Source organism: Streptomyces sp. NPDC033136 (assembly GCF_055578235.1).
In genome coordinates this window covers 497,847-510,718 of sequence record NZ_JBVIPD010000001.1, presented here as the reverse complement: position 1 = coordinate 510,718, position 12,872 = coordinate 497,847, and the positions used below count along the sequence as shown (strand labels likewise).

13 protein-coding genes are annotated in these 12,872 nt (G+C 72.4%); 5 read left to right on the top strand and 8 right to left on the bottom strand.

All coding sequences use genetic code 11. The annotated features are described in order from the left end of the window. Positions 1 to 17 precede the first annotated feature (17 nt). Complete coding sequence (locus tag ACZ5TL_RS02345; RefSeq protein WP_468586763.1) at positions 18 to 662, top strand: cation:proton antiporter; 645 nt, start codon at positions 18 to 20, stop codon at positions 660 to 662. Here the strand turns inward: ACZ5TL_RS02345 and ACZ5TL_RS02340 are convergent. Continuing rightward, the gene (locus tag ACZ5TL_RS02340) at positions 656 to 1,543 is read right to left on the bottom strand and encodes a universal stress protein (RefSeq protein WP_468586761.1); all 888 of its coding nucleotides are present in this window, start codon (positions 1,541 to 1,543) and stop codon (positions 656 to 658) included. The two genes, ACZ5TL_RS02345 and ACZ5TL_RS02340, sit on opposite strands and share 7 nt — an antisense overlap. 356 nt (positions 1,544 to 1,899) lie before the next feature. On the opposite strand from ACZ5TL_RS02340, the gene ACZ5TL_RS02335 reads away from it, so the two are divergent. The 3 genes from ACZ5TL_RS02335 to ACZ5TL_RS02325 all read left to right on the top strand — a co-directional run bounded on the left by ACZ5TL_RS02335 (position 1,900) and on the right by ACZ5TL_RS02325 (position 3,819). After that, entirely contained in the window at positions 1,900 to 2,118 is a 219-nt protein-coding gene (locus tag ACZ5TL_RS02335; protein ID WP_468586759.1) for a hypothetical protein, read from the top strand. Between the two features lie 96 nt (positions 2,119 to 2,214). Beyond that, positions 2,215 to 3,210: a sporulation protein gene (locus tag ACZ5TL_RS02330; protein WP_468586757.1), complete on the top strand. Its 996-nt coding sequence runs from the start codon at positions 2,215 to 2,217 to the stop codon at positions 3,208 to 3,210. 153 nt (positions 3,211 to 3,363) lie between these two features. After that, positions 3,364 to 3,819 (top strand): tellurite resistance TerB family protein, encoded by a 456-nt coding sequence (locus ACZ5TL_RS02325; protein ID WP_468586755.1) that lies wholly within the window; start codon positions 3,364 to 3,366, stop codon positions 3,817 to 3,819. A gap of 226 nt (positions 3,820 to 4,045) precedes the next feature. Here ACZ5TL_RS02325 and ACZ5TL_RS02320 read toward each other — a convergent pair whose 3' ends face one another. Both ACZ5TL_RS02320 and ACZ5TL_RS02315 read right to left on the bottom strand, forming a co-directional pair. Beyond that, positions 4,046 to 4,978 carry a M56 family metallopeptidase gene (locus tag ACZ5TL_RS02320; RefSeq protein WP_468586753.1) on the bottom strand — a complete coding sequence of 311 codons (933 nt, stop codon included), beginning with the start codon at positions 4,976 to 4,978 and terminating at the stop codon, positions 4,046 to 4,048. A 6-nt stretch (positions 4,979 to 4,984) separates the two neighbouring features. Continuing rightward, positions 4,985 to 5,374 carry a BlaI/MecI/CopY family transcriptional regulator gene (locus tag ACZ5TL_RS02315; protein WP_468586751.1) on the bottom strand — a complete coding sequence of 130 codons (390 nt, stop codon included), beginning with the start codon at positions 5,372 to 5,374 and terminating at the stop codon, positions 4,985 to 4,987. 322 nt (positions 5,375 to 5,696) lie between these two features. Here ACZ5TL_RS02315 and ACZ5TL_RS02310 point away from each other — a divergent pair, with 322 nt between their 5' ends. Further along, positions 5,697 to 7,382 carry a ribonuclease J gene (locus ACZ5TL_RS02310; protein WP_468586749.1) on the top strand — a complete coding sequence of 562 codons (1,686 nt, stop codon included), beginning with the start codon at positions 5,697 to 5,699 and terminating at the stop codon, positions 7,380 to 7,382. Positions 7,383 to 7,736: 354 nt separating this feature from the next. On the opposite strand, the gene ACZ5TL_RS02305 is transcribed toward ACZ5TL_RS02310, so the two are convergent. From ACZ5TL_RS02305 to ACZ5TL_RS02285, 5 genes are all read right to left on the bottom strand, one after another. Further along, a complete protein-coding gene (locus tag ACZ5TL_RS02305; RefSeq protein WP_468586747.1) occupies positions 7,737 to 8,867 on the bottom strand; it encodes a caspase, EACC1-associated type in 1,131 nt (376 codons plus the stop codon). Continuing rightward, positions 8,864 to 9,277 (bottom strand): effector-associated constant component EACC1, encoded by a 414-nt coding sequence (locus ACZ5TL_RS02300; protein WP_468586745.1) that lies wholly within the window; start codon positions 9,275 to 9,277, stop codon positions 8,864 to 8,866. The genes ACZ5TL_RS02305 and ACZ5TL_RS02300 overlap by 4 nt, the downstream gene beginning before the upstream one ends. Before the next feature lie 53 nt (positions 9,278 to 9,330). Further along, positions 9,331 to 10,554 carry a hypothetical protein gene (locus ACZ5TL_RS02295; protein ID WP_468586743.1) on the bottom strand — a complete coding sequence of 408 codons (1,224 nt, stop codon included), beginning with the start codon at positions 10,552 to 10,554 and terminating at the stop codon, positions 9,331 to 9,333. 286 nt (positions 10,555 to 10,840) lie between these two features. Further along, positions 10,841 to 11,755: a proline-rich domain-containing protein gene (locus tag ACZ5TL_RS02290; RefSeq protein ID WP_468586741.1), complete on the bottom strand. Its 915-nt coding sequence runs from the start codon at positions 11,753 to 11,755 to the stop codon at positions 10,841 to 10,843. Between the two features lie 253 nt (positions 11,756 to 12,008). Continuing rightward, on the bottom strand, positions 12,009 to 12,503 hold the full coding sequence (locus ACZ5TL_RS02285) for a DUF1877 family protein (protein WP_468586739.1): 495 nt from the start codon (positions 12,501 to 12,503) through the stop codon (positions 12,009 to 12,011). Between the last annotated feature and the right edge of the window lie 369 nt (positions 12,504 to 12,872).

Genomic DNA, 12,872 nt, shown 5'->3' with positions numbered 1-12,872 from the left:
GGCAGGCCCTGCTCGCCGTGTCGGTGGCCGCCGCCGCGGTCACCGCGGCCATCACCGGCTCGTACCGGTGGGGACACCACGTCGGCCGGGTCATGTCCCATCCCGACCCCGAGCAACTGCTGCTGCGGATCCTCGGCATCACCCTGATCGTCGCGGCCCTGGCCGAGCTCATCCACGTCTCCGCCGCCGTCGGGGCCTTCCTCGTCGGACTGTCCCTGACGGGTGAGGTCGCCGAGCGGGCGCGTGGCGTCCTCGCTCCGCTGCGCGACCTGTTCGCAGCCGTCTTCTTCCTGGCCCTGGGGATGTCCGTCGACCCCGGAGACCTGCTGCCGATGCTGCCCGCCGCCACCGCGCTGGCCGTGGTCGGCGCCGCGACCAAGCTGGCGGGCGGCTGGTACGCCGCGGCCCGCGAGGGGGCCGGCCGGCGGGGACGGCTGCGGGCCGGAACGGCCCTCATCGCCCGCGGCGAGTTCTCCGTCGTCATCATCGGCCTCGCCGGCACGGCGGATCAGCGACTCGGGGCCCTGGTCACCACCTATGTGATGCTCCTCGCCGTCTGCGGTCCCGTCCTCACCCGATTCGCACCCACCCGCCCCGCGGTCGCCCGGCCGGCGCAGGGACCTGCCGGGCCCCGCGGGCCGGCGTCCGCCGTCCGTCAGTGACGCGTGCCGCCTCCCCGCACCACCGCTACCGGACAGTGCGCGTGATGCAGCAGGGCCTGGCTGACCGATCCCAGCAGCAGCCCGGCGAAACCGCCTCGTCCCCGGGCGCCGACCACCATCAGCCGGGCGGATCTGCTCGCCTCGAGCAACGCCTGGCGCGTCCCGCCGTGCACCACCTCCTGCCGCACGGTCACGTCCGGGTGCCGCTCCCGATGGCCGGCCAGCGCCTCGGCCAGCAGACGTTCCTCGCCCCGCGCGAGACCGGCCGGCCGGTTCACGTACCGCGCGGACGCCTCCCGCGCGGCGGGCATCGGCGTGTTGCCCATGGTCCAGGCATGCACGGCCACCAGACCGGTCCCGTGCAGCGCGGCCTCCGCGAAGGCGAAGCGCACCGCCTCATCTCCCGCCGCGGAGCCGTCGACGCCCACCACGACCGGGCCCTCCGCACGCGGGCCCTCCCGCACCACGAGCACCGGACACCGGCCGTGCGCCGCCAGATGCGCCGCCGTCGACCCCGCCAGGAGCCCGGCGAACCCGCCCATTCCCCGAGACCCGACCACCACCAGTTCGGCGGCACGCGACTGCGCCTCCAGCACCGCCAGCGGCTCGCCCGTCACCACGGCATGCGAGACCTGAACCTCCGCCTCGGCGGTCCTGGCACGCTCCACCGCCTCGGCCACCAGACGCTCGACGATGTTCCGCACACCGCCGGCCGGCGGGCCCAGCGGCAACGAGCCCGGCGGTGGATGCATCGCCGGCCAAAGGAAGGCGTGCACCACCCGCAGCTCCGCCCCGCGCAGCCGCGCCTCGCACGCCGCCACCTCCACCGCCGCCAGGCCCGACGCCGACCCGTCGACACCCACCACCACCCGACCGGCCACCGTGCCTCCCAGCCCCCGGACGCCAGAGCCCCACCTTCAGCTTCGCGCCGACCTCGCATCACCGCCAGAGAACCGGGCGTCCAGCGGCTGACCCCCACGGCGTGCGACCCCCGGAAACAGCGGTCGGCGGCTGTGCGGCACGGGTCCCGGGCGGCAGCGCATCGCGAACGCCTCGGCAGGGCCGCACCAGCACACTTCGGGCATGCCCTCCGGGCAGTGCAGGGGCCCGTTTTCGGCCTTTCCCGCCGGTGCCGCGCGATCCCCGCCCCGCCCGGCCTGCGACAGCCCTATGCTTCTACTCGTCTGTAGAAGGCCCGCGGCAGGGCTGGGCCTCACGCACGCGGAAGAGGACACGCATGGCTTCGATCGACCTGGACAAGGTGCTGGACAAGGCGTGGGCGGACAAGCCCCTGCCCGAGATCCTGGCCGCCCCGGTGGGCGCTCTCAAGGGCGTCTCCGACCGCGACGGCGAACTGCTGCAGGAGGCGTTCGGGGTCAAGACCGTAGCCGACCTGGCCGAATTGAAGTACGTCCGCTGGGCGCAGGCCCTCGCCGCGCTGGACGCGGCCAAGTAGCCCGCCCGGCGCACAGCCGTGGTGCCGTGCGCCCGCCCCGGCGCGCGGCATCGCACTTGAACGAGACACACGCACGCATAAGGAGTGGACGCCACCATGGTGTTCAAACGACTGCTCGGATCACTCGGCGTGGGCGGACCCACCGTCGACACGGTGCTCGACCCGGGAGCCGCCCGCCCCGGCGGCGCGCTGACCGGCCAGGTCCATCTCAAGGGCGGGGACGCCGACTTCGACATCGAGCACATCACCCTGGAGCTGGCGGCCCGGGTCGAGGCGGAGCACAGCGAGGGCGAGAGCGAGGGCGCCGTCGCCTTCGAGCGGTTCACCGTCGGCGGCGGCTTCCGGCTCGGGTCGGGGCAGCAGCACAGCGTCCCGTTCACCGTGACGCTGCCGTGGGAGACGCCGATCACCGAGTTGTACGGGCAGGGCCTGGGCATCGTCCTCGGTGTGCGCACCGAGCTGGCGGTGGCCGGCGCGAAGGACAAGGGCGACCTGGACCAGCTGAACATCGCCCCGCTGCCCGCGCAGGAGGCGATCCTGGAAGCCCTCGGCCAGCTCGGCTTCGGCTTCAAGTCCGCCGACCTGGAGTACGGGCGCATCGGCGGCACCGGCCAGCAGCTGCCCTTCTACCAGGAGATCGAGCTGACCCCGGCGCCGCAGTACGCGCACCAGGTGAACGAGATCGAGGTGACCTTCCTGGCCGGCCCGGGCGGCGTCGAGGTCGTCCTGGAGGCCGACAAGCGCGGCGGCTTCCTCTCCGGCGGCCATGACGCGCTGACCCGCTTCACCGTCGGCCATCACGACTCCCGCGACTGGAACACGGAAGTCGACGGCTGGATCCGCCAGTTGGTCGAGCACCGGGCGGCGTACGGCTCCCACGGCGCCTACGGTCACGGTGACCCGTACCCAGGGCACGGACACGGCGGGCACCACGGGCACGACGACCACCACCGCTCCGGCCCCGGCATGGGCACCGCCGTCGCCGCGGGTGCCGCCGGGCTCGCGGTCGGTGTCGTCGGCGGCATGGTCGCGGCCGAAGTCGTGGACGAGGTCGGGGACTTCTTCGAGGGCGAGGAGGAGGACGAGGGCTGATACCAGGCCCCGGCAGACGGTAGAGGACGACAGAAGCAGGGGGTGGGCAGACGCACCTCGCCGCCCCCTGCTGATAACTTCTACTGTGTTGTAGAAGAAACGCTGTCCGGAGCACCCCGGTCCGGGCATCCTCCCGACCCGTACGGAGTTCTCATGGCCCTGTGGGACCGCTTCAAGGAGTCCGCATCGACGATGCAGACCCAGCTCATGGCGAAGAAGAACGACCTGAAGAGCGGCGCCTTCCGCGACGCGAGCATGGCGATGTGCGCGCTGGTCGCCGCCGCCGACGGCACCGTCGACCCGTCCGAGCGGCAGCGCGTGGCCCAGCTCATCGCCACCAACGAGGTGTTGCAGAACTTCGACGCCGACGACCTGCGCCGCCGCTTCGAGGACAACCTGGGCAAGCTCACCGCCGACTTCGCCTTCGGCAAGGTGAGCGTCATGCAGGAGATCGCCAAGGCCAAGAAGAAGCCCGCCGAAGCACGGGCCGTCATCCAGATCGGCATCGTCATCGGCGGCGCCGACGGCGACTTCGACAAGGACGAGCAGGCCGTGGTCCGCGAGGTGTGCTACGCCCTCGACCTGCCGCCCCACGAGTTCGACCTCTGACCGACCCGGACCGTGCGGCGGGCCGGCGCCCTCCGGCGCCGGCCCGCCGTAAGGGGTCCTGAGCACGGTGAGAGCCGGTGCGGTGATGCCGGACGTCGGCCGATCCGCCAGGCGGAGTTCCCCGCGGCATCCGCGCACGGCCGCGGTCGTCGCCAGTGCCGGGACGCAGGGCTCATCACCGGACGCACTCTCCCCACCGAGTACGCCTGGAGCCTCCCTTCCGGCGTCAAAGAGGCGTGGCCGCGTGCAGGATGAGGGCCATCGTCACGGCGGAGTTCGCCGAGGACATCGCCGACACGGCCGTTCCCACCGCCGCGCCCCACGTCGCCACACCCACCGACGTGAACAGCGAAGGCCAGCTGCGCACGGCCGGAGCGGGTCCGAGCAGGGCCGCCACCCGCCGCGGCACCGGGCCTGCCGCGGCGAGGCCCGCCAGGGTCGCCACCGGAGTGCCCTGGGAGACCAGGGCCGCCTTGCCGATCGCGCACGCCACGGTCCGGCGGCTGCCGACGGCCTGGGCCGCGTCCTCGTCCGCCCACCGTTCCGCCGTGTACGCCACCGCCGTCCGCAGCGGACGCAGGAACGGGTTGGCCCGCGCGGCCAGCTGGGTCGCGAGGAGGAAACGGTGGTGGCGGGCTGCCAGATGAGCCCGCTCGTGAGCGAACAGCGCCCGGCGCTCGCCCGGTTCGAGGCAGTCCAGCAGGGCCGTGGTCACCACCACGCGATCCCGTCGGCCGCCCGGCAATGCGTAGGCGTAGGAAACGTCGTCCGGAAGGACCGCCACTTCCGTCTCCCGCAGCCCGGCCAGCGCCCGGTGGGCGCGACGCCGCACCCGCCCGTGCCGCCACAGCACCCGGCCGCACGCCACCAACACCGCGCACAGGGCGGGAATCGCCGCCTTGCCGACGATCTCGTCGTACGGGACCGCCTCACGCACCTCGGGGTCCGACCAGCCGTCCGGCAGCGGGTTGCCAGGCAGTTGAGCGGTGCCGACCACCATCACCAGGCCGAGGCACAGCGTGCTGCACGCAGCCATCAAGGCCGCCACCCCGGTCAGCAACCGCGTCGCGGTCCGTGGATGCAGATGCTGCTCGGCGAGACGCGCGATCGGCCACGCCGTCAAGGGCAGCACCAGCGGCAGAAAGACGAACACCCCCATGAGGCTTCAGTCTTCCCCTTCGTTCCTCGACTGACCCAACAGCTCCCGCAGCAGTCGCTCGTCATCCGGTCCCAGGCCGGTCACAAAGCTGGCCAGCACCGCCTCCCGGTCACTTTCGGAGTCCAGCACCCGGCGCATCCTGTGGGCGGCCAGCCCCGCCTGGTCAGACGCGGACGTCCAGGCGAAGGACCGGCCCGCGCGTTCTCGCGTGACCGCACCCTTGGCCAGGAGCCGGGTCAGGATGGTAATGACGGTCGTATAGGCGAGATCGCCGCCCAGGCGCTCCTGCACCCAGCCGGCCGTCGCCGGGCCGTCCGCCTCCCGCAGCGCGGACAGGATCAGCGCCTCCAGCTCACCTTGCCCCCGCCGCCGGGGACGCTGCCGCTGTTCTGCCACGCCCTGTCTCCCTTCCGCCACCGTCCGTCTTCCGCGCGGACATCGTATAGACGCCCCCGGGACCATCACGCCGCCCGGCGGGCCCGCCCCCGCCACAGCATCTACAGAATCGCAGAGCCGCTGCCCGGCCCACCGGCGATCGCAAGGTGAGCGGACGCGCCGCGGTCGGCTCTGGCCGGTTTTTCAGGGTGGCCTGTCGGGTCGGTCACCACCTGGTTCTCCCTCCGGCGGTGACAGGCGGAACCCCCAGCCCGCCTCGCCCCCAGCAGGCAGGCGGGTGGGCAGCGGATCGTCCCGGCAGACCCTTCGGTAGCGTGAGGGTATGAGCCATCCGCACCCAGAACTCAAAGCCGCCCCGCCACTGCCCCAGGGAGGGCTGAGGGTCACCGCCCTGGGGGGCCTGGGCGAGATCGGCCGGAACATGACCGTGTTCGAGCACGCCGGCAAGCTGCTCATCGTCGACTGCGGCGTGCTGTTCCCCGAAGAGACCCAGCCCGGCGTGGACGTGATCCTGCCCGACTTCACCTCCATCCGGGACCGCCTCGACGACATCGTCGCCATCGTTCTCACCCACGGCCACGAAGACCACATCGGCGGCGTGCCCTACCTGCTGCGGGAGCGGAGGGACATCCCCCTCGTCGGCTCCAAGCTCACCCTCGCCTTCATCGAGGCCAAGCTGAAAGAGCACGGCATCAGGCCCCGGACGGTACGGGTGAAGGAAGGTGACCGGCGCGGCTTCGGTCCCTTCGACTGCGAGTTCGTGGCCGTCAACCACTCCATCCCGGACAGCCTCGCGGTGGCCCTGCGCACCGGCGCCGGGACGGTGCTGCACACCGGTGACTTCAAGATGGACCAGTTCCCGCTGGACGACCGGATCACCGACCTGCGCGCCTTCGCCCGCCTCGGCGAGGAGGGTGTGGACCTGTTCCTGACCGACTCCACCAACGCCGAGGTCCCCGGCTTCACCACCTCCGAACGCGAACTGAACCCCGCGATCGAGCAGGTCATGCGCACCGCCCCGCGGCGGGTGATCGTCTCCAGCTTCGCCAGCCACGTGCACCGCATCCAGCAGGTCCTGGACGCCGCCCACGAGCACGGCCGCAAGGTGGCCTTCGTGGGCCGCTCCATGGTCCGCAACATGGGCATCGCCCGCGACCTGGGCTACCTGAAGGTCCCCTCCGGCCTGGTCGTGAGCACCAAGGAGCTGGAGAAGCTCCCCGACCACAAGATCACCCTGGTGTGCACCGGATCCCAGGGCGAACCGATGGCCGCCCTGTCCCGGATGGCCAACCGCGACCACCAGATCCGCATCGGCAAGGGCGACACCGTCCTGCTCGCCAGCTCCCTCATCCCCGGCAACGAGAACGCCATCTACCGGGTGATCAACGGCCTGACCCGGTGGGGCGCCAACGTCGTCCACAAGGGCAACGCCAAGGTGCACGTCTCCGGCCACGCCAGCGCCGGCGAACTCGTCTACTGCTACAACATCGTCCGCCCCCGCAACGTCATGCCCGTGCACGGCGAGTTCCGCCACCTGCGCGCCAACGCCGACCTCGCCATCCGCACCGGCGTCGACCCCGACCGGGTCGTCATCGCCGAGGACGGTGTCGTCGTCGACCTGGTCGACGGCCGCGCCTCCATCACCGGCAAGGTGCCCGCGGGCAACGTCTACGTCGACGGCATGGAAGTCGGCGGCGCCACCGAGGCGTCCCTCAAGGACCGCGTCACCCTCGCCCAGGAGGGCGTCATCACGGTCGTGGCCATCGTCGACGCCGACACCGGCGCCCTCGCCGAGTCCCCCGACTTCCTCGCCCGCGGCTTCGTCCACGACGACACCACCTTCGAGCCCGTCATCCCCGTCATCGAGAAGACACTGGCCACCGCTGCTCAGGAAGGCGTCGGCGACGCCCACCAGCTCGAACAGCTCATCGCCCGCGCGGTGGCCAACTGGGCCTTCCGCACCCACCGCCGCAGGCCACTGATCATCCCGGTCATCATCGACGCCTGACCGGCGCCGCCGCCGGACTCCCGGCTCTTGCCGGAAGCGGGCCACGCGCCATCCCTCCGGCAACGGCCCCTGCGCGTCTCCGCGTCACGCCGGAGTGAGGGAGCCGGGAGCGGAGGAACCTGCCGCTGAAAGGGGCTACTTGGGCGGCGGGTTCGCCGCGAAGGCGTGCCCCTGGTCGATCCAGTCGGCCAGGGCCTCGTCCTCGGACAGGGCGGACGCGGCCACGACGACCCAGCCGCGCATCGGGCGTCCGGTGAAGTCGAAGGGCCGCGTCCCGGGGTCGGCTGACCGACGCGGCCTGCCGCTCCGGGCCGGGCGCGCCGTGCGGGCCGTCAGCCGTTCCCACGCGCGGGGTCACGCTCCCGCGTGTCCGCTGCGGGAGAGCTCTCGGCTCCAGTGGGCCAGGGCCTGTTCCGCTCCGGGGAGGGACCGGTGGCTGGACGACTTCGCGCGGAGGGCCTCCACCAGGGCGGACAGCAGGGACGCTGCCTGGTCGGGGGACCCGGCGGCACCGGTCATGACGGCGTGGTTGCGGCGGACGTCGATGCTGAAGTCGTCGAGCGGGCCCAGGGCCTCGGTCGCGTCGCGCTCCAAGTCGGCCAGCACCTGCACCAGTTGCGGCAGCCTCGCCGGGTCGGGCACGAGGTTGGCGGGTGACGGCTCGGTGAGTCTCTTGAGCCGCTGGGCGAAGGCGCCCCGGGCCCGCAGACCCGCCGGGGTCCGCTGGGTGCCGTGAGCCGGGTTGACCGCCAGCGCGATGTGGCCCGAGCCGCCGACGGTCTGCTGGTGGGGCGCGGGATATCCGGTGGGGATGAGCGCTACCTGCGGTGCCGGGGTGGTCGGCAGGACCACCGAAAGCCGGTCGTAGAGGGCGGAGAGGCCGAGATGGCGGGGCCCGTCGGGTATGCCCTCCTCGAGGATCCTGAGCAGTTCCCCGGTGAAGCCGGTACGTGTCCCCTCGGGCGGGAACAGGGCCTTCAGGGTGGGCCCGCACGCGGTGAGCAGGTGGATGCCGTGGCCGTCCGGGCCGAGGGCGCGGCCGGAGAAGCAGCAGTCGAGAATCGCGACCTTGTGTCTCGCCGACGACTCCCGCATCAGGCTGGCGACTTCGGTGAACGGCAGGGCCGGGCTCGGGTCGCCCCCGCCGCCGTCCTGGCTGGAGGGGGTGAGGGCCAGGCAGAGACGGTCGTTCCGGCCGAGCAGTCCGTGGCCGCAGTAGGAGAAGAGCAGCAGGTCGACGCCCGGTTCCCGGACCATACGGCGCAGGGGGTCCAGCACCTGACGCGTGTCGGCGGGGTCCAGGACCACCGTGGTCCGGCGCGTGTCGAACACCCCCTGGTCGCCGGTGAGGGCGGCCCCGAGGGCTCGGGTCGCGCTCACGGCCTGGGGTATGCAGGACAGGGAGCTGGGGCGGACGTGCCGACCGGTGCCGACGAGCAGCGCGTACGCGGCGGCGGAGGCGGGGCGCCAGACGGCCCAGGTCATCCGTCCCCTCCGGGCGGTGCGACGACGAACCCGGACAACTGGGCCATGACCTCGGGCAGTTGGGACTCGTCGTCGACCGCGCCGCTGACCCGGGTGCCGTCGGGCCGCACCACCTCGAACTCGATCCGCCGGTAGGTCGGCCGCCGTTGCTGCAGCCAGAGGAAGAAGGTGTTGGTGACCGCCGCGATCATCGCCGCGGAGGCGTTGATGATGTCCACGGCGACGGCGACGTCGCCCTGCTCGCCGGGGGCGGGCGGCTGGGTGCGCAGACTCGCGCTGCCGCCCAGCTGGTCCGTGGCGTTGATCCACTCCGCCAGATCCCGGTTCAGGGCGTCGACTTGGGCCTGCGTTCCGGGGAAGGCGAAGGTCAGTGCGTTCTCCGGCGGCCGGGACGCGGGTGCTTCGGTCATGTCCAGTGGTTCCTGTTCGTCGGTCGGATCGTTGCGGGACCGGGGTCCGGCGGTCAGACGCCGGAGCCGAAGTCGGTCCAGCCGGCGTCGGTGCTGCCGGCGGGTGCTCCGTGGCTGGGCATGTGCGTCATGCCTGGCCGCAGCGCGAAGAGTTCGGGCTCGCCGGGCTCCTCGTGGGGCAGGCGGAAGACGGCGGCCGCCTCGTCGGCGTCCACGAGGTCGGCGAGGGCCGTCACCGTTCCCGGATCGCTCAGCCACAGTTGCCCCACGGACGGATCCCGCAGGAACGCGGGTACCTCCTGCCAGTAGGCCTCCGGCTGCCAGTCCCGGTTGACGCCCAGCAGGTTGCCGCAGGCCACCTGGTGTTCCTCCCAGCCCGTCGGGCGGACGACGACCGCTCCGGAGCTCCCCGGCGCCACGGTGTGGCTGATGAGCCCGGTCAGGACGTCGGACACCGGTGCCTCGCCCTCGACGGCGACCGACACGCGCGCCCGGTGCAGCCGCCCGGTGTAGCGTCGCGAGGCCTCGTCGTACAGACCGTGTGCCTCCTTCGCGAAGGGGTCGCCCGGCACGGGACCCCCGTAGATCGGGTCGGGTTGACCCGGCGCGGCGAGGGTCCCGAACACCTGCGCTCTCATCGTCAGGCCCTCGGTGAGTCCGGGCGGAGCGGAGCACGGTTCGAGGCACACGCTGACCACGGTCCGCCGCGGCTCCGCGGCCAGTTGGGTCCACACCCGGTCCCAGGAGGGCTCACGGGCGTCGAACCGGGAGACCGCGGTCGCGATCCGCTCCGCGCCCCAGGGGCGGGTCAGGGTCCGGCAGGTGATGCGCTTGCGGATCTCGGCGATCGCGCCCCACCCCGGTACGAACGGGGCGAGCAGACGCGCGATCTCCGCGGTGTCCTCGATCCGGGTCGCCGTCACGTGCGCCGGTAACCGCGCCAGGGTGGGAAGCACGTGCCGCGCGGCCCGGACCGCGGCTGCCGGGTCGGCGCCGTACAACTGGGCGACGACGACGGTTGTGATCCGTCCGCTCACCGGGTCGCTGATGAACCGCAGATCCCAGCGGGCCGTGGTGCGATCCGTCCAGAGAGCCGCGAGCCAGGTCCGCTCGGCGGCGACCCGGTCGGCTCTGCGCCGGGCTTCGGAGAACTCCGGGTAGAGGCCCCCGGGCAGCGGCACGGGACTCAGCGAGAAGGCGACGTAGGCCCAGCTCTCCCCGCTGGGGGCACCGTGCAGCAGAATGCCCCGCGCGTCCTCCGGAGCGGCTTCGGCCATCTGCTCTTCCCTTCCTGATCCCACCGGTCTTCCCGGGCTGGCTTCCAGGTCTTCCCGGTCCCGCCGGTACTCCCCGTCCCGCCGGGCGCCCTGGTCTCACCGGATGTCCCGGTCCTGCTGGACTTCCTGGTGTCACCGGAGTTTCCCGGTCCCGCCGGACTCCCTTGTGCCACCGGAGTTCCCAGTCCCGCCAGGGCCGTTGGTCCCCCGGGTTCTCCCGGTTCCTCCATGACCGGCCGCCGGCTCGCACCGCGTGTGGCGGTGCGAGCCGGCGAACCGGGGCGCATCACGTCCCGGGGTGCACACCGCCCGTCTGAGGGCCGCCCGCCTGGGGGCCGCCCGTCGGTGGGGCGCCCGCGGGCGGACCCCAGGCGGGCGGCGTGGGGCTGAGGCCCGGCGTCGGCGCGGACCTCGCGTGGTCGGCCTGCACCGGCGGCAGTCCTTGGGGGAAGCCGAAGCTGACGGGCACCACGACCTGGTCCACCGCCGTGGCCAGTCCCTCCCGGCACGCCGCGTGCACCGCCTCGCGCATGGCCCTCACGCCCTCGGTCCGCATCATGATCCGCTCGGGGCTCAGGCGGCCCATGATGGACGCGAAGATGTCGGACACGAACCCGCCGATCAGGGCGTACCCGCGGCGCGAGCGCCACATCTGCCACCCCAGGTAGAGGCTCGTGCCGTACGAGAAGACCGAGACGTAGACCTGGCACTGGCCCTCCGAGAGCACCAGGCGGTTGCGGACCTGGTCCCGGCCCAGTCCGGCGGCGATGACCCGCTCAGCGCGGTCGACGGGGATGTGGCGGCGCTCGAGCGTGCCCCTGATGGAGATGTACGCCGAGTCCAGAGATCCACTCCGGTCCGCCAGCAGGACCCGCCACTCGGCGATCGGTTCGACCAGGCGCATCCAGAGCAGAGTCACCCAGAAGGCGATGCCCGAAACGATGTACGCCAGCCCGAACATGACGGCGAACCCCTCGGCACTGCCACCGACGAGGAGGATGAGCCCGAAGAAGAAGGGCGGCAGGAACGCCAGGAACGAAGCCAGGAGGGCGTAGACGAGCAGCTGGAGCAGTTGCCGCCAGCTGACCGAGTCGTCGAGGGAGGTCTCCACCGGCTCGTGCTTCAGGTTCTTGTCGAGATATGCGGCGTTTGCGTCACCGCCTCTCCACCCCGGCAGGCTCGTGTATCCGTTGTCGTTCATGTGTCCCCCTAGGCCGTCCCGGATCCGAGGTAGCAAGAATTACCCACCGTAGACGGATGGTCACACGCCTTCCAAGGTCTCGAAACCGCGACGACTCAACTTCCTGGAAAGAGAGCGGCTTTGAGCGGGGAGCGCGTAAAGTGTCCGGTTGATGACCCGCACGACGGTGCGAGGTTCGCCCGCGGCGCCAGCAGGCGCGGCAGGCCGCGGGGGCAGGTGAGCGGGTGCCAGGGGTACCGGATCCTGTAGCGCCTCAGGCCGGCAGCCACTTCACCACCGCGTTTCCGCACGCGGCCGTCTGCGCGTAGAACTCCGTCAGCTCCCGGTGCGCCGCCGCGAAAGCGCCCCGCGCCTCGGGCTCCGCGGGCACGCCGCCGTAGCGCGGCAGCAGTGCGTCGCGGGACGAGACCCACAGCGCGTCGAAGTCCGCCCGCGTCAGGAACCTGGCCACCCGGTCGGCCTGGCCCGCCGTCAGTACCCGGAACGGCGGCTTGTACCGGTCGGGGTGGAACACCGGCCGGCCGCCGAGCACCACCTGGGCCTCGGGGCGCTCCCCCGCGCGGTGCGGGGGAGCGCCGGTGTAGAGGAGTTCCTGGTCCAGATAGCGCTTGCCCAGCACCTCCTCGCGGTGCCGGTCGACGCCGTGCCGGAATGCGTCCCGGTCGTCCCCGAACAGCCGTTCCAGCCAGATCGCGCTGTTGCGCAGTGCCGGGGGCGGCACCGCTCGCAGATGGAAGTAGAGGCTCATCACACAAGGAGCGCGCGGGGACGCCGGAGCATCACGCCCCCCGGCGTACGGCGAGGTGGAGGGTGGTTCCTCGGTTCCGCGGTTCCGCGGTTCCACGCCAGAGAATCGCTGCCGCCCTGCGCCGCGCAGGGAGCGTTCCGCGCGGCTTCGGGGCGTACGCGCCCGAGGTGATCGTCCGCCGCGCGGCGGCGACGGGTGGGCGACGCGGCAGCGAGTGGCGAGGCCGCCGTCGCCCAGACGAGGCGTGCGGGGCGGCCGGACCCACGGGCAGTGGTCAGGGTCCGGGCACCCCACCCCCCCCCCCGTCTCTTCCCCCAGGGAGGCGCGAGGGGCGCAGAAAGAGATCCTAGGGGGTTGCGGCAACAACTT